We start from the raw sequence: 18914 nt of genomic DNA on the forward strand, positions 1-18914 counted from the left end.
ACTACCCAAATGCATAACCATGCACCTGGGTAGTTTTCTAAATTGACTATCTCAAAATCCTTTTATTGCTATTTCATAAAACCTTGCGCCGCAGTTCTCCTCTTTGTTATATGTTTAGTGTATATCTTATAATATGCTAAATAGAAAATTCCGAGGCCTATTAAAGAACCCATAAAGTCTATCAACACATCACTTACGAGTGAACCTCTCCCTAAAACAAACGACTGATGGAATTCATCAGTTACTGCATAAAATAAACATATAAACATAATGTAAATCAATGCATTTTTCCCTTTAACCCCAAATAGAAATAAAAGATTTGCAACAAATACTGCTAACATGCAATATTCAAAAGCATGCGCATTTTTTCTTATAATTACATCTATTTTTTGATTTCTTATACCTTCGGGTAGCACAGTGCTTTTAACTTTAGCTGTATTAGTTTTACCCTCCAGAACACTTTTTCCACTTCTTATGGAATTAATAATCCCATAACTCTGCTTATCTGATATTGTAGCAGGTCTAGAAGAATTATAAAATATAAATCCCATCCATAATAAACATAAAATAACACTTAATTTTTTCAATATGTCACCATCCAATATTGTCCCGCTCTAATTATTTATTTTACAGCTCTGCTTTCATTAATTACATTGCCTATATTATTAATTGTTCCCTCTGTATGTGCAATTTTAAAGGTAATATTATCAATCTCTGATTTATGTGTAGTAGTTTCGTTATCCATTCTAAATCACCACCACTATTTTAATTTAAGGTATAGTAATTATAACATCATAAAACTTCTTTATCAACCTATAGAAGTTTACATATTAACACCTCACTTCAACCTTTTATCTTACGTTCTAACCCCTTCTCTTAAATCTTTTTGCATTAAAAAAAGACACTATTTCTAGTGCCTATACTATTATATTCATTTTGTAATTACTATTTATGATTTAACTTGGGTAGAAACAGTTAATGTAGCACTTGTTGTAACTTTACTAATCAAGTCAAAGCCGGTTATTACAACGGATCTAATCGTACTTAAATCAATTCCAGCATTTGCTGTTATTGTAAGCAAACCATTTTTATTTTGAACTTGACCAATATTACTCTGGAACGTTACATTGTTTCCAAGTGATGTATTGGTAACGTCATTCCCATATTGGTCATATATAGTAAATGATGCATAACCATTATTTCCACTAACTGCTAGTATTGTTGAAGTCACAATAATTTTATCGACTTTTGAAGCATCAGTTTTAACCACAGGTGCTACCATTACTGAACTTGCAGTAATGCCAGTTAATAAGTCCTTTAATGTAATATTGATTGAGGTACCCATATTACTAGTAGTATTATATGTTATTGTACCTGTTGATGTTAACGGGTCTAGAACTATACTTGACTTATCAGCTGAAGTTGCAGTTAACTGTGAAGCTGGAACAGTTTTAGTTATATCCTCATTCGCTGAATTGAATACCTCGTATTCAAAAGTAGCTGTATACATTCCCGTCTTTCTTGTAATCGGATTAATAGAAAATCCAGCAATTTTTGAAGGTGCAGATGTTCCAGTTACCCCAGTTTTGTTCACTAATGTAATAATAATTGATTTACTAATATCAGCGGAAGAATTAAATGTTATTGTACCTATTCCTGTTGTTGGATCTACAACTATGGTTGAGCCTACAGATACACTTCCATAAATATCTGAAGCTGGAATAGTTTTAGTAATATCTAATCCATTCTGATCTAATATTTTGTATGTAAATGTAGCTGTGTTTGTCCCAGTCTTAGTTATAGTTGGATCAATTTGTATTTTAGTAACATTTGAAGTTGCTGGTACTGAAGCTACAATTGCTTGACCATTATTATATTTAATAGTCGAAATATTTACAGAATCTTTATTCACCTGTGTACTATTGCTATTTTTTATCCAACCGCTATCGTCTGTTTTTATAAAAATATCACCCTTATTTTTAACTACTGCATCATTAATTAGACTTACATTTTTTAGATCATTCGCATACTCTAACGTATACATACTATCTCCTATTACCACTGCGAAATCTGGAACATCGGTAAAACTACTTAGCTCCATTGCCATCACTGGTTTCGACAGCGTAACTGTCAATAACACAAATCCCATCATCATAACGCTTTTAAACTTTTTCATTAATAGATCACCCCTATTTTTATATTTTTATGCATTTAAATAGAAATTCAATAAAAGCTATCTAATTATCAATTTACAAAAATAGCAATTATTGTTTTATATTTTTAATAATTACATAATACCACAATTAATCCTAAAAATGAATTTTTTATTAATGTAATTCCAAAATCCACTTATAATACAAAAAAAATCTGGTAAATCATAAAAGCATTATGATTACCGGATTATTTGCAATTCATTAAATAATTTATTTTCTAATCTCGTCTATACTCAATTTAGATGCACCTCCATTTTCTTTGTTTCGTTATAGCTTTAATTTGTTTAATTAATTACACTACGAAAACTATCTATTTTCCATTTTCCATCTTCTATCATAAGTTTTATATCCCCATTTTCAGTATCAGATTCATCATCATAATAAATCCCATTGGATACAGCCTGAATAACTTTCCCTTTATTTAATCTATTTTGTATAGTTGTATAGATATATCCTGCACCTACACCTGAATCACCAGCTATCATATATAACTTTCCATCTTTTATAACAAAGGTTTGTCCACCCATAAATTTTCCCACATATGCTTTTGTAAAATATTTAGAGAGTGCCACCTTTATTTTTTCTTTGCTTGAATATGGCTCATCCAAACCAACATAAAACGTAGAACCAGTTTGAATTTGATCTAACCTTCTTTTAGATATAATATCAGAAATTGATTTATTAGCATCATTACAAAATTTAATTATACCTTCGTTTTTTATGTCAGGCACATTTGTTTTTACAACAGTTTCCTGTTTATCTTTTTTCACTATTTTTATTTCATTGGAATAGACATACATATTATTTGCAATGCTATATAAAGATACCTCATACGGCTTTGCATCAATATCCATAAGTTTGATATTATTTGTTCCATCAACAGATGCCCTAAATATACCATCCTCATTTATATAATAAATTTCGTTACCAATACAATTAAAGTTTTCTACATTTTCTATCATTATATTTTGCGTATTATTTTCAATATCTAGTTTCCCAAAACCAATTTTATCTTGACTAGCATTGCCTATATTTCCATACACCTCGCCTTTATAAACTTCTGCCGATGTCAAATTTTTATAATTAATGGTGTCGCCAAAACCCCACGTAGGTTTATTTTTTCCTGCCGCTATAAACCCACCATTTTTATTATATGAATAATTGTATTTGCTATTTATAACGCTAATATATCCCATATTTGTTGAAATATTTTTTTCTACATCTTCAAATTTAAAATTCATTTTGTTTAAGCGAACTATCTGCCATCCATTATGTTCCCCTGTAGTTTCTGTATAATATATATTATCTCCTACTATATAATCATAGCTAGCATTTTGCCGTATAACCTGCTTATTTTTACCATCTAAATCTGTTTTTACTAATGAACAATATTTACCACTTTTGCTATCAATAAAATAAATATTATTATCCTTAATATTAATGAATGATGGCTCTGCTTTTTCATCTAATTGTATCTCCCCGCTTAAATCTTCCCTCATTTTACATAAGCTATGACGTACAGGGTCTCTAAAATATATCCATCCATCCTTAAACGCCATTTTACCACCGATTAAATTATTTCCCATAGTATTTCCAGTAAACTCTAAAGTTTCAACGCCAACACTTATAGCGGTACCTGTATATTTTTCTTTACCCTTTAACTCTGTAAACCCTTCTTTTGAAGTGTCTATTTTATTAGTATCCATATCTAATTCTAAAAAAACAGTAGTTCCATCCTTTGTTTTTACAGGAATCTTATCACTGCTAGCAATTGAACTACCTTTAATAACTCTTAAATATCCCTCTTGTAATGTTGCATTTTGCATGTCTTGTAAAAGCACCTGTGTAAGAAGCTTAGTATTCTTGTTTTGCTCTAGCCCCTTATATATTGCATCAATAGCTTTATCTAATTTATCTTTACTTATATAGTAGTTATTTAGAGCTACATAGACTTTACTATTGTTCTTATATTTAAACAATAAAAGATTATAATCTCTTATAACCTCAGCCTCTGATTTTTGATTTTGTATACTTATAATTTTTTTAATATCGTTATTTACTTTGTAATCTGTATACTTACCATATGCTCCAATACCAATTACTAATACAACTACAATCGAAAATATAATTTTTATGTTTTTTTTCATCTGTCACTTCACTTCTCCCCATTATAAATATACTTAATTTAATATAAATAATATAATTCATCGCTTCCAAATAATTTATTACCTCTTCTAAAAATTATTATATCTTTAATATAGAAATATAGATACGAGCAAAATAACCTAAATTGTTCATAATAATATAATAACTCCTATATAATTCATTATAAATTAAGATTATTTTATTTAATCGTCAAATTTATGTCTTTTTTTGTCTTAATGTATATATTTGAAATAATAAATACATATTAAGTAATTTTTTTTATTCTTTCATTTAACATATCAACATTACTATTATAAAAATATTTTAATTATATCCGCTATAAATTCATCATTTTTATCATTGACGAGTAAATATACTATGAAATTCCTTTCATCAATATTATTATTTAAAATTTAACAACTAGCATAATCCAGTACCGATCCTTTTAACACAAAAAAACTACTGAAAATTATATAACTTTCAGTAGTTTTCTCCCATGGCTGTGAATTGTTTGTACTCATTAATTTGATTATTTTTAGAAATATATCCTATTTTTCTATATATTTAATTTATATTTTATTAATTTTGTAGGAACACAAATTAAGGAGCTAATTTGCTCAATATCTAGCTGTCCATATCCTTGATCTTTAATCTCATAATTGATTAAAATTTCAGCAGCAAATTTATCTGCTTGAATTTCAAATTTATTTTTAACTTGCAATGGGTTTTCAATAAGGTAACTTATAGACATATTGCTATGAAGAATTGCGGCTTAGATGTAAATAATATTTTCAAAGCTCTTGCCGTAAACGTTATACCGACTTATATAAATGATCTAAGCCCTATAAAGCATGATATTTTAAAAAAACATTCTTTTAGTACAGCGTTACTGCATTCATTAATTTCAGATATCCATAGCTAATAAGCTATACTTGAAAAACAGCCTAAAATATCCCATTTTCGCCTTGCTACTTTAAAAATCCTTTATGCTCAATAAATCCCTCTTCTAACATTAGTTCCTCTGCCAAATACTTAGCACCTCTGCAATGCAAGTCACTTACACCCTCACTAATTAACTCATATATTTGTGAAGTATAAAAATAATTCATACTCTCCTCTAAATCTTTGCCTGTTCTAATGGAAAATTCAAGAATTATTTTCTTATATAAAGATTGTAATAAGATTTTGTTTGCCTCCATCTTTACACTTCCTTACTGTCTTCATATTTTAAATATTTATCAATGACTTCTTGATTAACTATACACATTTGATGATTGGGTTTGTAGTATTTCAATCTTTTAAGAGCCTCTTCTTTATCGATTAAGTTATCCTGATATAACTCAATTGTATTATAAACTTTATCATCAGCTATGCCACCTATAATTACATCATATTTCAAATAATCTTTACTACCATTTCTAGAATCCAAAATAAAATCTAACCATTCCATATCATAACTCAAAAATTCTTTAACCTTATATCTATTATTTATATCTTCTAACTGCAGGCTATAGATATTCAAATATGCCTTGTGCTCTCTTCTTTTAAATCTATTTGTCCAGTTAATGGCTTGTTCTTGGATTACTGTTACATAAAATCCTCTTGCAAAGTCCAAATCCTCCCTTGAAAAACTTATATGAGGTTTATCTATGTGGCAATAAGATCCATGATATAATATCATATTAAAACGCCCTTTTCTTTTAGCACTTCTATCAAGTCTTCTACGATATAATGTTTACTTTGAGAATGTAATGCTTCATAGCAAGGTATAATATAATGATCTAAAACATCCGTATCAAACTTAAGTAATTTATATGTTTTTTTTGCACCTATATTTAATTTTTCTGCTAGACTTTCTACGCAAAAAATTGTAAATTCTAATACTTTCTCATTCACTCTAATCACCTCTAAAATTTTTTAATATTTTTTGCAGTGTATTGATTTTTATTTTATAAAGTTATTTAATTAATTCTCATTACTTACTATTATTATACCTCAATTGCTTTGTGCTATGTAAGTGATTTTAATTGTCTATTTACTTAACACTATAATAAATATATTATATATTTAATTTATATTTTATTAATTTTGTAGGAACACAAATTAAGGAGCTAATTTGCTCAATATCTAGCTGTCCATATCCTTGATCTTTAATCTCATAATTAATTAGAATTTCAGCAGCAAATTTATCTGCTTGAATTTCAAATTTATTTTTAACTTGCAATGGATTTTCAATAAGGTAACTTATAGACATATTGCTATGAAGAATTGCATGACCAAGTTCATGAGCACAAACATATTTCATTTCATGGTCTTCAATCCCAGAATTTATATGGATCATTTCATACCCATGTGTTCTCTGGAAGAATCCTTTTATTTCATTTCCCAGATTACTTATTATAATTTTTATGTTGAGATGTTCACATAGTTCAAACGGATTTAAAGTACCATAGATTATAAAAAGAGATGAAACAGTATCTTTAATAACATTCATTAGCTCCCCCTAAATAAAAGTATTATTTGTTTTCTTCATTTTGCATTTTTTCTGCATAAGCAATTCCCATTTGTATAGCGTTTGCTAAAGCTATTTTGCTTTCCTTTGATAACATCTCTCCATTTAACATAAGTCCTGATTGCGAGAGAATAATATCCATAGCCTCTTTTACATCCGTTATCTCATCAAAGTCTGATGTGGATTTATCTGCTAAAGAACTTTTAATTATTTCTTCATCCTCAGTTTTAGTAATATCTATATCTATATCTGATTTCTCCTCATCTACAAAAAAGCCTAAAGGAACTTCACACTTTTCTGCAATTTTATTTAAAAGAACATAGTTAGGGTAAATTCTACCATTCTCAATATCACCAATATATCCTCTCGAAAGTTCTAAATCCATTGCTAACATGCTTTGAGTATATTTCCCACCAATTATTTTGGATTTGTGCTTACGCGCTTTGTTTATTAATAAACCAACTTCTTTTTTAGATAAAACCATAAATACTCCTCCGATAATAAGATTATGAAGCAATTATACGTCAATGACGTTAATATGTCAATAAATTGAAGATAAGCATAGTAAATAAATGTAAATAATGGATAATAACTACTTGCGAGGTTATTCGTCGTTAAATGACGTCTTTATGGTTTTACATGTAATTTATTCTGTGCTATATTAAATTAAAGAAGTTAATAAACGTCGTTATACAATAATAGGAGGTGCAATAATGATATCAGAAACATTTAATAACCTTACTTGGTATAAAAAGATGGAAGTTTTAAGAGTAATAAAAGGATGGGGGCAAAGACAAGCCGGACTAAAATGTTTTACAACTAATAAAAATTATTGGCTCTGGGAAAAGGGTAAAAGTTATCCAAATCATTCAAGTAGGAGATCAATAGCAAATGCTTTTGGAGTAAGTGTGGAATATATATTCCCTCCAACTGATAAAATCATAAGTAATTTTAACAATAAAAAAATGACAATAATTAATTGAATGGAGGAATAAATAATGGCTAAATATAGACAGATTTATACGGAATTTTGGAGTGATACTTTTGTACTTGAACTAGATTCACAGGAAAAACTTTTTTATCTATATCTTCTAACGAATACAAAATCCACGCAGTGCGGGATATACGAGCTATCCCCTAGGCTTATTTCACTAGAAACAGGATATGACAAAGTGCTTGTGAATGAGCTGCTTAAAAAATTTTGTGATTATAAAAAGATTTTATACTGCGAAGAGACAAATGAAATTATGGTATTAAATTGGATTAAATACAATTTTCCAAATAATCCCAATGTTATTGCGTGTATAAAAAAAGAAGCGCAAAAAATCAAAAGTAAAGTATTACTTAAAATATTATATGAAAAATATGAAGCTGCCGGCTTAGATGTAAATAATATTTTCAACGGTCTTGTTGTAAACGTTATACCGACTGATATAAATGATCTAAGTCCTATAAATCAAGAGCATTCAGAAGACCAAAGTAATAACATAATTGTTATGGATACAGCTGATGAATCAAATGAAACCAGATTTATTAAGCCCCTTGATACCCCCTTGATAGGGGCTACCAAGCATATGCCAAGTAATAGAATAAGAAATAAAGAAGAAGTAGTAATAAATAAAGAACAAAGAATAATAAATAAAGAAGAAGTAGAAGAGGAAGAAGTACCTAAAGCAGATGTAACAACTAAAAAATCGTTAATAACTAGATCAGAAAATCCTGCTGCTACGGCTGTTGGTATTAAAAGTATAATTAAAATATTCGAAGAAAATATACATGTTATTACACCACTAGTGTATGAAAAAATATTAGATTTTACAAAACACGTAAGTTATGAAGTCATAATTATGGCTATAAAAGAGGCGGTTAATTATAATGCAAAAAACATCAAATATATCTCGAGTGTTATCAATAGCTGGATAAGCGAAGGCATAAAAACTGCTAAGGAGGTTGTTACCTATCAGAAACAATGGAATAGGAATAACAGTAGTAACAGCATTAATAGTGGATCGCACTCTGTGAAAAGTGGTAGCTTTTGTGACTACGAACAGAGAACATATGATTTTGATCTTTTAGAAAAACAATTACTTGGGATAGCTCAATAAATTATTATATTTAATAAACTTTAAATAAAAAATTAGAAGGTGGTGCTTTAATTATGGAAAAACTAGTTGAAAAGGCTAAAAACGGTGACAGCGAAGCTACAGAACTTATAATTGGAAAGTTTAAATACCTTATATTCAAAGAATCATCAAAATATCATATTCCAGGCTATACCACCCAGGACCTAATTCAACACGGGTATTTGTCCGTAATAAAAGCTATAGCATTATATAAACTAGGTAGCAACAGCTTTAACGGGTATTGCATTAATGCTATAAAAATGAACTTTAAAGCTCTTTTAAAAGGAGAAATAAAACATTTCCGCGAAGTCCCAAATAGTAATATGGTAGATTTTGATGCCCAGGAGCATTATGAATTCACCTTAGAAGACGAAGTGATAGCATATGATGAGGTTGAAAAGTTATATGTTGCTCTTAATACCCTTGAACCTTTTGAACGTTATATATTAGAGCGATTTTATATTATGGGACACTCTCTTACAGAGATAGCTTGCACAACTGATAAAAGTTATTATAAGTATTCAAGGATTAAGAAAAAAGCTCTAGAAAAATTAAAGGCAATTATGTAGATATATATTAAAAAAAATTCACTTATAATACAAAAAAAATCCGGTAAATCATAAAAATATTATGATTACCGGATTTTTTTCAATTCATTTCGCGTAAATAACAAGCATAATTCAATTAGCACCTTTCTTTGAAAATCTTTTACCTAATATGAATGGCATATAATTGTTAATAACATAAATTATTGGGATCATAACAATCAAAGTTACCCCAACATGTATTATGCCATTTAATGTTACTATGTATGATTTCTCACTAGTTAAAAAACTAATATGTCTTATTAATTTATCGATGATTGGATATAGTATCATTTGATGAAACGCAAAAAATATTATACTGTTTTTACCTATATATATTAGTAATTTTGATTTTGGCAATAATCTGCAAAAAATTAATGATGCCATAATTCCACTAATAGCTGACCCAAAGAATAAGAAGTAATTACCATATTCAATAGAAGACATATCCACGCGAGCATTCATATTACGAACATTCAAATGTCCTATAATTACATTAATAATTAAAAATACAACTAAGTATTTTATACTCACAAGTTTACTTACCTTGTTTTCCATCCCTTTTATTAAATAACCTATACCATAAAATACTACAGCAATAAATGCTACATCAAAGCTCCAAGGTAATGGCTTTCCAATATACGTATTGTAGATACCTCCAATAATTGCGCTAACTACTAAACATGTGATAATCTTTCTTTTATCATTTTTAGTCCATTTAACTATTAAGAAAAATACCATCTCACACATAAACAAACAAGCTATAAACCACAGTGTTCCATTATGCAGAGTACCATTGTTATATCTTAATGGTATGAGTGTTCCAATAAATGATTTTAAAGGACTAACGTTTTGTTTATTATTGAATACAAAAAAATAGATATACTCAATAAAAGAAAAACAAAAATACGGTATACCTATAGTTATAATCCTCTTTTTTAAAAATGCTGAGAAATTATTATATTTTACATTTGAAAATAAATATCCTGACATAAAGAAAAATAATGGTACATGAAATGTATATACTTCTGCCTGAATAGGCAGTAAAATAGGCGCATGCCCAAACATAACCAAAATCATTGCAAATCCCTTCGCCATATCAATCCAATTCAGTCTCTTTTTTTCCATATTAATTTGTCCCTCCCATAATAACAGTTTATTCGACATGTTATCATATAAAGGAGAGGAACAGCAAATAGCTTAAAATGAATTACAAGCTATATTTCTTGTCATATTGTAATATTAGCGCTTTTCCTTAAGGTTACACCCAGTTCCCATTATTATCAATAACTTCCTCACACTTAATCCACATCAGATGTTCCATCTTCGCCTTTCTAATTAACACCAACGGCTTGTTTTACATAATTAAAATAATGATCTGTTTCCATAAATCTACTACTTATATAAGTAAATTCTCCGCTATCTATATCAAATTTTCGAGTTGCAATATAGAATCCAATGCTCCCACCCCCAAACTCTGAATTGTTATAAGTAGATGTTTCAAAAACATTGTTCTCTAACTGTTTAAAGAAAAGATTTCGAGAACTATACGTAAGAACAGAATTTGTAATTTCTCCATTATCTATAAAACTTGATAATTTAAGTATTCCATCCTTTATATAATATATCTTCATATCTGAAAAATTCGATCCACCTGGGGTGCCCATTAATAAAAAATCTGACTGCCCCGCTTGTATATTTTTATGAACTGTAATTAATTTTCTATTAGGATTCAAATTTAATATTTGTTCTTCATTCTCATTAACATCATATATTTTTGGTTTAGTCTCTCCATCTTTCGACACAGCTACTTTATAGTGTCCTCTGCTTAATTGGTCTCCTTCACTTGCACCGGCCCAAACACCAGCCCAATCTTCAATAGGGTCAAATGATGCCTGTTCAATCTGGTTATCATCACTAAAAATATTTACTGAATAATTTAGTCCAGTATTATCTTTCATAGTTAATTTATAAAGACTTTTGGCTTTTATTATATCTAAGTCCGTTGTAGTTCCACTAGTGGTTTCTTCACCGGGAATAACACTTGCATCTACGATTTCTCCTGTTGTATTGTCTATCCAATTCCCTGAAAAATCTTTAACATAAATTGCTCCACCCTCAATGATTTTATTAGTAATCTCCGTAGAATTTGCTAGATCATTAGCATAAGCTAATTCGAAGGATTTGTTCCCAATTAAAACCGTACCATTCGCTATTGTAGCAAAAGCTGAAAATGATGATGATCCTGTTATCATTAAAGTAACAAGCAATGAACTTATAATTTTCTTTTTCAAATTAAATCCCCCCATAATTGTTTTAAAACAATTTTGCACTTAGTTGCGTTGTATGTAAAAAGCAATAAATTACTATGTTATATTTTTCGAACTATATTTATAAAACTTTAATTATCTTATTTCATGGAACTGTTAATTAGAATTTTCTATTTACCTAATCACTATAACAACTGTACGTTGATTACTTCCCACCCTATATAACGCTTAATATGATTCGTTATCATTCACTTTCATATCCAAAATATTCCATTCATTGTTTTCGTTATTAAAACCATACGTACATTCTATACTTCCTATTCCAACCATTGCCCCTGCTTCACTTCTAATTATTGTAGAAACTCTTATTGTTTGAGGGTTTTTATCATTTAATGAAATATGATAATCTCCTAAATAAACTTTTCCGGCCTCATAACCCTCGCTATATTCAGACTGATCATAATTTTTTATACAAAAATTTTCACCTGATGCTTTATTATAAATTCCTAAATACATTATTGAATTTTTATTGACATGCGTAAATGTAAAATCTTCATTATTAAGTGTAACAGGTGCATCTTGTACATTTAATAATACTGATAATTCATTATCCTTAAAAGAAAAAATTTCAGCTGGAGATGGATTATGATTACCCTCATAACCTTCTCTCAACATTATATCCAGAATTTTATCATTATTAAAGTCTGATAAACATAATTCACTACTTTCTATTCTAAGACCATCCCCTTTTATTTTTATATTTTTCAATACCTTTTTGTTACATGGATCTTGTATTACTAAATTTAAGTAATTATCATAAGTATCAGGGTCATGGTATCCTGCTACCACAATATTTTCTTTAACACCGTCCCCATTAACATCAGCAAGCTTAAAATCTATTATTGTGCTTTTAGGATGAGTTACTCCTTCAATGTAAAATTTATCTCCTTTGGACAATTCTTCATCTTCACCAGGAATAACACTTGCATCTACGATTTCTCCTGTTGTATTGTCTATCCAATTTCCTGAAAAATCTTTAACATAAATTGCTCCACCCTCAATGATTTTATTAGTAATTTCCGTAGAATTTGCTGGATCGTTAGCATAAGCTAATTCGAACGATTTGTTCCCAATTAAAACCGTACCATTTGCCATTGTAGCAAAAGCTGAAAATGATGATGATCCTGTTATCATTAAAGTAACAAGAAATGAACTTATAATTTTCTTTTTCAAATTAAATCCCCCCATAATTGTTTTAAAACAATTTTGCACTTAGTTGTGTTGTATATAAAAAGCAATAAATTACTATGTTATATTTTTCGAACTATATCTATAAAACTTTATAATAAAAGGCGGGTTTTTAATTGCAGCAATTGTTGGCCTCGATACAAGAGCCACAATGGATCTTGATGCAACTATAAAAGATCTCCCCGTAACAACAAATCAAAAACAAAAGGTGTATTTTATACCATAATTAGGTTAAAATACACTCTTTAATGGAAATAAATATTCTATTTTTTTATCCCTTCTTCTCTTCCTTCTTCCTTGTAGTGCAATTTTCTAATTTCGTCTATACTCAATTTAATACACCTCCTCTTTCCCTTTTATATTAGTTATATATTAGTATTTCATTTTCTAACTCTGGTAGTTTATATACATAACTTTTATCTTGACCAACCTAATTCATCTTTTATCTCTGTATTTTATTTCAACTAAAAAAGTTGTAGATGTTTCTAAAACTAATCCTAAAATAAACTTATCTCACTCACGGTTCAGTCACAACTCATATTTGCAACTTAACTCATTAGTATATACTCTTCTCCATAAAAGACATATAATAAAAAATAATGTAATATTAGTTACTTAAAACAAATATTTTTAATTATCTAAAGGAGAATTTATATGTGCTATGATAACAATAAAATGTTGAATTTCTTAAGAGAAATATACATTGAAATTAATATTAAAGAATCAATAACTTTTATTAGCAGCAATTGCTTTACACTATTAGGTTACTCTATGAAGGAACTATTAAATAAAAACATCCAAAATATTCTTTCTTTTATTCTTCAAAATTCTAAATCCGTAATAACCATGAAATCCTCTGTTATAACAAAAAAGGGTATAGTTATTCCAGTTGATTTAGCCAGTTGTCCAATAGTAGATAGTAGCAATAACATAATTGGTTACAGGCTCTCCTTGATTGACATATCATCATATATTCATGAAAAAAGAATAAATCAAATGTTTGAGCGGTCCAGGGATTTCATTTATAGTGCTGAGTTAAATCCAATATTCATACTTACATATTTAAGTCCTTCAATAAAAAATATACTAGGCTATGATGCTCAGGAATACTACATTAATCCAATGCTTGTATTTAATATAGTTCACCCAGATGATCGTTATATTATTAAGAAAAAATTAACTAATTAAGTTAATTTTACCAAACCGCTTTGTGCCAGATATCGACATAAAGATGGCCATTATGTTTGGCTAGAAGATCATTGCATCCCTATATACGATATAAATGGTACATTAATTAAACTAGAAGGATTTAATCGGGATATTACAGACAAAAAACAGTTAGAAGAAAAACTTGAAAGATTGAGTTATTACGATTACTTAACAGGAGCATATAATAGATGTTATCTAGAAAAAGAAATTCATATTCTAAATACGCAGATAGACCTTCCCATAGGTATTATATTTTGTGATTTGGATAATTTAAAAATAACTAATGATACTATGGGACACGAATATGGTGACAGATTAATAGTCAGTTATTTTAATATATTAAAAGCTACTTTTGCTAAGAGCTCAGTTATAGCAAGGACCGGTGGAGATGAATTTATAGTCATAATTAAGAATGTATCTCTTAATAAAGTAAAGGCTTTATTTGCACTTCTAAATGAATCAATATGTAAGCAAAATAAGCATAATCGTGAACTTCAAATAAAAGTATCTGTAGGATACTCTTTCTCTGAAACGTCTATAGGGGTAACTAGACAGTTTATTAATATTGCTGATAAGAATATGTACAAAAATAAGCTAAGCAAATAATAAAGAGATGGTGCGTAATATGAAAGTCTGTTCATGATAAGAGACCTACTATATAACATTTACCCCTGGGGTGGAATGTTATAATGTTATAATAAATTCCCCCCCAATACCACATTGTCCTTTTATCCATATTGTGCTGATTTGTTAGCTGTACTTCTATCTCAAGCTGTGTACCATCTTCTGTTTTAGCCGCTTGCCAATCATTCCCAAGGCTCTGACATCTTACAGAATTCGAAGCGAAGCGGACAAGCTCTGTTGCTAGTTGCCAGCGCTACTCTTTTCCAACATATGGATGAAAAAAGCGAAATCTGTTTATTAATTGCCCTAGCGAATATATTTTTTTATCTGATCTAAACTTTCATATTCTAAAATATTATCGATGATTATTTCTAATGTTGTCGCATCTAATTTTTGTATACTCTCCTTTAAATCATCTGGTATAATACCAAATTTTTTAATTAAAAATTTTATTGTGGTCCTCGCAAGAGTTTTTGTTTCACCCTCTTGCAACCCTTCTTCTCTACCTTTTTCATAAGGCTCTTTATATAATGCAGATGACATATAAATCTCCTCCTCTACAAACTCTTCATATTCACTTGTTTGATAAATCTTTTTTAAACACTCCACTGTTAAAAAATAATAATCCGTATCTTCTATTTTTTCTACTACTGACAAACATTCTAATATATGTTCTTTTTCAGTTTCTCCGTCATGTTTCATAAATACTCTAAGTGGATAAAATACTATACTCTTTTGACTTAGTATTTCATTTTTATCAATCTCATAAGCTTTTATAACCTTATAGTTGTATTTCATTATTTCTAGCCCTTGAACTGTACTTTCAAAACTGCCTTTAATATTCTTAACATTTACAGGCTTCTTTAGTACCATAAGTACCTGATAGATTGGTAAGTCATTATGCCATTTAATGTAGGTATAATACCTCAGCATTCTTTTCATCATTTGTGCGTTACTTTTATATACAGTTTCAAATTCTATGTGAAGAATAAAGCTTTCTTTATTCATATTAATCTTCGCTAAAAAATCCATTTCTCTCATATCGGGTACAGATAATTTTGTATGTTCTAAACTTATTTCATCTGCTTCTTTTACAGATGGTAAAATAAATTCTGCAATACCACGATAATCTTTTTTCTCTAAAATTCTTATAGTTTCATCATAAGTCTGTGGTCTTGTTTCATAGGACATTTAATCATTCACCCCTTTCTCTTATTATATCAAATCACTATACCTTTTACACTATAATGTTTATTATATTGTATGCCTATTCATTTCACGTCAATAACTAACCTAATCCAGTATAAAGATTTTTAATACAAAAAAACTACCAAAATTATATTTCTATAAATTTCAGTAGTTCCATCCCGTGGCTATCGCCATTCTTTTTTTCTTAACCTTCCAACTCTCCATTCCAATTTACATATACTTAATCAGCATCTGATGCTAGTGGATGACATTCTTTACTACATCCCTCACATATTCAACATCAAAATCATTTATCTCCGCAATGTATTCTATAGAAAGCCCCTTACTGTATTGTTTCAATATAAGCTGTTTTATCCCTTCTTCTCTTCCTTCTTCTCTACCTTCTTCCTTGTAGTGCAATTTTCTAATTTCGTCTATACTCAATTTAAATGCACCTCCTCTTTCCCTTTTATATTCTTCATATTTCTTTACAAACGCTATGTCTTCTGTTAAAAATAAATATCCTAAAAAATCTACTAATGCTTTTATTTGATCATTTCTTTTAACTTTATTATAAGTTGATAATTCATCTGATAGTTTTATTTATGCCTCATATATATCCTCATCTCTTGCACCTGTTTCTAATAAACTTTTCGCCATTTTAAAAACTAATTTGATTGGGTTATCATCACTAATATTTTCAAGTTCTATTTTTTCTACATCAATAGTTTTAAAGTTATATATTAATATTTCATTTTCTAACTCTGGTAGTTTATATACATAACTTTTATCTTTTCCACTATTACCTTTATAAGTATATATTGCTGCAGCTACTATTTCTGACCTATCTTTATTTTTATCTCTAAATTTGTCCCATATCCTATAAAAATATCTAAACATTCTTTCTCCAAAAATCTCATGCCCACTACTATAGCTTTGTACCTCTACATGAATAAATAAGATCTTTATTCACTTCCTTGTAATTCTGTAATTTACTAATTAATTTCATTATATCATATTAATTTTTCCTTACACCACTTTTAAATCATTAAAATATTGCCATGCAACAAAAAAACTACCAAAATTATATCTCTATAAATTTCAGTAGCTTCCACTTTAGTTATACCCAACATGCCACTTGCCATGTGGGTGGCACTATTTATTTTGGTACATATTATCATAATAATTCTGGTACTCACCTGACGTGATATTATCCATCCACTCTTTATTGTCTAAATTCCATTGTATCGTCTTTTTTATTCCTACTTCAAAAGTAGTTTCAGGATACCATCCAAGCTCTTCTTTTATCTTAGTTGGATCTATTCCATATCTTTTGTCATGGCCTAATCTATCTTCAACATAACTTATTAATTTTTCTGTTATTTCTTTATCTACATTTTCGTTTAAATAACTTATAATGGTTTTAACTATTTGTATATTAGCTCTCTCATTGTGTCCACCTATATTATAAACTTCACCTAATCTTCCACCGTTAATAACCATGTCTATTGCTTTGCAATGGTCTTCTACATATAACCAATCTCTTATGTTCATTCCATCACCGTATACTGGTAGATTCTTATGATTTAAGCAGTTGTTTATTAGTAGTGGTATTAATTTTTCTGGGAATTGGTATGGCCCATAATTGTTTGAACACCTAGTCGTATTTACAGGCATTTTATACGTATCAAAATATGCCTTTACCATTAGATCTGCACCAGTTTTACTTGAAGAGTAAGGACTGTGTGGATCAAGTGGTGTAGTTTCAAGAAAGAATCCTGTATCCCCAAGTGACCCGTACACTTCATCAGTGGATACTTGCATAAACTTTTTACCTTCTTTAAAACCACCGGATATTTCCCAGGAATTTTTAGCAACATTTAAAATATTTACTGTACCTAAGACATTTGTTTTAACAAATATTTCTGGCTCTTTTATACTTCTATCTACATGTGATTCTGCTGCAAAGTTTACAACATAATCAATATCGTTATCAAAGAACAATTTCTCTGCGAGTTCTTTATCGCATATATCTCCGCAAACAAAAGTATAATTAGAATTAGTTTCTACATCTTTTAAATTCTCTAAATTTCCTGCATAAGTTAATTTGTCTAGATTTATGATTTTTATATCTGAATATTTATTTAACATGTAATGAATGAAATTTGCGCCTATAAACCCAGCTCCACCTGTTACTAAATAAGTTTTCATATTTAATTACTCCCCTTATATTCAAATGATATTTCTAAATCTTTTAGTCTTTTTTGTATTTTATCCTTATCTGATAATAAAATTTCCTCTATGCCATCCAGTGGCCACTTTATAGCTATATCTTTATCATTCCATAATACTCCACTATCATATTCTGGTGCATAGTAATCTGTGCATTTATAATTAAATACAGCCTCATCTGAAAGGACTAAAAAACCATGAGCAAATCCTTCTGGAACATAAAATTGCTTTTTGTTTTCGTCTGTAAGGATAACTCCTTCCCATTTTCCAAAAGTTGCTGAACCTATTCTTAAATCTACTGCTACATCAAAGACTTGTCCCTTTGTAACTCGGACTAATTTACCTTGAGTATGTTTAGTTTGAAAATGAAGTCCCCTGAGTACACCTTTTTTAGACTTTGATTCATTATCTTGAACAAATTCCATTTTAAGCCCAGCCTCAAAAAAATCATTTTTATTGTAGGTCTCCATAAAATATCCTCTGTTGTCCCCAAAAACTTTAGGTTCAATTATATAAACACCGTCTATTTTAGTTTCCATAAAATTAAACAAATCTAACGCCCCCAT

25 protein-coding genes are annotated in these 18914 nt (G+C 29.0%); 6 read left to right on the top strand and 19 right to left on the bottom strand.

The genetic code is table 11. The features are described 5' to 3' along the window. Positions 1 to 68 precede the first annotated feature (68 nt). From A7L45_RS18855 to A7L45_RS23605, 5 genes are all read right to left on the bottom strand, one after another. The gene (locus A7L45_RS18855) at positions 69 to 587 is read right to left on the bottom strand and encodes a VanZ family protein (RefSeq protein ID WP_071615057.1); all 519 of its coding nucleotides are present in this window, start codon (positions 585 to 587) and stop codon (positions 69 to 71) included. A 35-nt stretch (positions 588 to 622) separates the two neighbouring features. After that, on the bottom strand, positions 623 to 745 hold the full coding sequence (locus A7L45_RS24135; RefSeq protein WP_257786556.1) for a hypothetical protein: 123 nt from the start codon (positions 743 to 745) through the stop codon (positions 623 to 625). A 204-nt stretch (positions 746 to 949) separates the two neighbouring features. Beyond that, positions 950 to 2176 carry an autotransporter outer membrane beta-barrel domain-containing protein gene (locus A7L45_RS18860; RefSeq protein WP_071614214.1) on the bottom strand — a complete coding sequence of 409 codons (1227 nt, stop codon included), beginning with the start codon at positions 2174 to 2176 and terminating at the stop codon, positions 950 to 952. Between the two features lie 321 nt (positions 2177 to 2497). After that, entirely contained in the window at positions 2498 to 4360 is a 1863-nt protein-coding gene (locus A7L45_RS18865; RefSeq protein ID WP_071614215.1) for a DL-endopeptidase inhibitor IseA family protein, read from the bottom strand. Between the two features lie 554 nt (positions 4361 to 4914). Continuing rightward, on the bottom strand, positions 4915 to 5109 hold the full coding sequence (locus A7L45_RS23605) for an ImmA/IrrE family metallo-endopeptidase (RefSeq protein WP_071614216.1): 195 nt from the start codon (positions 5107 to 5109) through the stop codon (positions 4915 to 4917). Between the two features lie 6 nt (positions 5110 to 5115). Here A7L45_RS23605 and A7L45_RS23610 point away from each other — a divergent pair, with 6 nt between their 5' ends. Continuing rightward, positions 5116 to 5280, top strand: coding sequence for a hypothetical protein (locus A7L45_RS23610; protein ID WP_170288090.1), 165 nt, complete (start codon positions 5116 to 5118; stop codon positions 5278 to 5280). Between the two features lie 46 nt (positions 5281 to 5326). On the opposite strand, the gene A7L45_RS18875 is transcribed toward A7L45_RS23610, so the two are convergent. The 5 genes from A7L45_RS18875 to A7L45_RS18895 all read right to left on the bottom strand — a co-directional run bounded on the left by A7L45_RS18875 (position 5327) and on the right by A7L45_RS18895 (position 7354). Continuing rightward, positions 5327 to 5557: a hypothetical protein gene (locus tag A7L45_RS18875; RefSeq protein ID WP_071614217.1), complete on the bottom strand. Its 231-nt coding sequence runs from the start codon at positions 5555 to 5557 to the stop codon at positions 5327 to 5329. A gap of 2 nt (positions 5558 to 5559) precedes the next feature. After that, positions 5560 to 6039, bottom strand: coding sequence for a DUF3990 domain-containing protein (locus tag A7L45_RS18880; RefSeq protein ID WP_071614218.1), 480 nt, complete (start codon positions 6037 to 6039; stop codon positions 5560 to 5562). After that, a complete protein-coding gene (locus A7L45_RS18885) occupies positions 6036 to 6254 on the bottom strand; it encodes a DUF3791 domain-containing protein (RefSeq protein ID WP_071614219.1) in 219 nt (72 codons plus the stop codon). The genes A7L45_RS18880 and A7L45_RS18885 overlap by 4 nt, the downstream gene beginning before the upstream one ends. A 163-nt stretch (positions 6255 to 6417) precedes the next feature. Next, positions 6418 to 6852: an ImmA/IrrE family metallo-endopeptidase gene (locus A7L45_RS18890; protein ID WP_071614220.1), complete on the bottom strand. Its 435-nt coding sequence runs from the start codon at positions 6850 to 6852 to the stop codon at positions 6418 to 6420. Between the two features lie 22 nt (positions 6853 to 6874). Next, complete coding sequence (locus A7L45_RS18895; protein ID WP_084647518.1) at positions 6875 to 7354, bottom strand: helix-turn-helix domain-containing protein; 480 nt, start codon at positions 7352 to 7354, stop codon at positions 6875 to 6877. Between the two features lie 229 nt (positions 7355 to 7583). On the opposite strand from A7L45_RS18895, the gene A7L45_RS18900 reads away from it, so the two are divergent. Genes A7L45_RS18900 through A7L45_RS18910 form a run of 3 tightly spaced genes read left to right on the top strand, consistent with a single transcriptional unit; the run spans position 7584 to position 9562 of the window. After that, positions 7584 to 7853 carry a helix-turn-helix transcriptional regulator gene (locus A7L45_RS18900; RefSeq protein WP_071614221.1) on the top strand — a complete coding sequence of 90 codons (270 nt, stop codon included), beginning with the start codon at positions 7584 to 7586 and terminating at the stop codon, positions 7851 to 7853. 15 nt (positions 7854 to 7868) lie between these two features. Then, positions 7869 to 8975, top strand: a complete 1107-nt coding sequence (locus A7L45_RS18905; protein ID WP_071614222.1) for a DnaD domain-containing protein — start codon at positions 7869 to 7871, stop codon at positions 8973 to 8975. Between the two features lie 53 nt (positions 8976 to 9028). Then, positions 9029 to 9562 (top strand): sigma-70 family RNA polymerase sigma factor, encoded by a 534-nt coding sequence (locus A7L45_RS18910; RefSeq protein ID WP_071614223.1) that lies wholly within the window; start codon positions 9029 to 9031, stop codon positions 9560 to 9562. A 111-nt stretch (positions 9563 to 9673) separates the two neighbouring features. Here the strand turns inward: A7L45_RS18910 and A7L45_RS18915 are convergent, their stop codons facing one another. From A7L45_RS18915 to A7L45_RS18925, 3 genes are all read right to left on the bottom strand, one after another. Next, complete coding sequence (locus A7L45_RS18915; protein WP_071614224.1) at positions 9674 to 10705, bottom strand: acyltransferase family protein; 1032 nt, start codon at positions 10703 to 10705, stop codon at positions 9674 to 9676. 206 nt (positions 10706 to 10911) lie between these two features. Continuing rightward, positions 10912 to 11871, bottom strand: a complete 960-nt coding sequence (locus tag A7L45_RS18920) for a hypothetical protein (protein WP_071614225.1) — start codon at positions 11869 to 11871, stop codon at positions 10912 to 10914. Positions 11872 to 12075: 204 nt separating this feature from the next. Further along, entirely contained in the window at positions 12076 to 13080 is a 1005-nt protein-coding gene (locus A7L45_RS18925; protein ID WP_071614226.1) for a hypothetical protein, read from the bottom strand. A gap of 669 nt (positions 13081 to 13749) precedes the next feature. On the opposite strand from A7L45_RS18925, the gene A7L45_RS18930 reads away from it, so the two are divergent. Beyond that, positions 13750 to 14283, top strand: a complete 534-nt coding sequence (locus tag A7L45_RS18930; protein WP_071614227.1) for a PAS domain-containing protein — start codon at positions 13750 to 13752, stop codon at positions 14281 to 14283. Positions 14284 to 14454: 171 nt separating this feature from the next. Further along, complete coding sequence (locus tag A7L45_RS18935; RefSeq protein ID WP_071614228.1) at positions 14455 to 14910, top strand: GGDEF domain-containing protein; 456 nt, start codon at positions 14455 to 14457, stop codon at positions 14908 to 14910. Between the two features lie 31 nt (positions 14911 to 14941). Here the strand turns inward: A7L45_RS18935 and A7L45_RS23975 are convergent, their stop codons facing one another. The 6 genes from A7L45_RS23975 to rfbC all read right to left on the bottom strand — a co-directional run bounded on the left by A7L45_RS23975 (position 14942) and on the right by rfbC (position 18887). Next, entirely contained in the window at positions 14942 to 15070 is a 129-nt protein-coding gene (locus A7L45_RS23975) for a hypothetical protein (RefSeq protein ID WP_236900494.1), read from the bottom strand. A 164-nt stretch (positions 15071 to 15234) separates the two neighbouring features. Continuing rightward, entirely contained in the window at positions 15235 to 16119 is an 885-nt protein-coding gene (locus A7L45_RS18945; RefSeq protein ID WP_071614229.1) for a DUF4351 domain-containing protein, read from the bottom strand. Between the two features lie 255 nt (positions 16120 to 16374). Continuing rightward, positions 16375 to 16560 (bottom strand): hypothetical protein, encoded by a 186-nt coding sequence (locus A7L45_RS24325; RefSeq protein ID WP_341473376.1) that lies wholly within the window; start codon positions 16558 to 16560, stop codon positions 16375 to 16377. 159 nt (positions 16561 to 16719) lie between these two features. Further along, on the bottom strand, positions 16720 to 17016 hold the full coding sequence (locus A7L45_RS24330) for an Rpn family recombination-promoting nuclease/putative transposase (protein ID WP_420912636.1): 297 nt from the start codon (positions 17014 to 17016) through the stop codon (positions 16720 to 16722). Between the two features lie 255 nt (positions 17017 to 17271). Continuing rightward, complete coding sequence (rfbB, locus tag A7L45_RS18955) at positions 17272 to 18327, bottom strand: dTDP-glucose 4,6-dehydratase (protein ID WP_071614230.1); 1056 nt, start codon at positions 18325 to 18327, stop codon at positions 17272 to 17274. A 2-nt stretch (positions 18328 to 18329) separates the two neighbouring features. Further along, a complete protein-coding gene (gene rfbC / locus A7L45_RS18960; protein ID WP_411910977.1) occupies positions 18330 to 18887 on the bottom strand; it encodes a dTDP-4-dehydrorhamnose 3,5-epimerase in 558 nt (185 codons plus the stop codon). Between the last annotated feature and the right edge of the window lie 27 nt (positions 18888 to 18914).

This window comes from Clostridium estertheticum subsp. estertheticum (assembly GCF_001877035.1).
Lineage (GTDB): Bacteria > Bacillota > Clostridia > Clostridiales > Clostridiaceae > Clostridium_AD > Clostridium_AD estertheticum.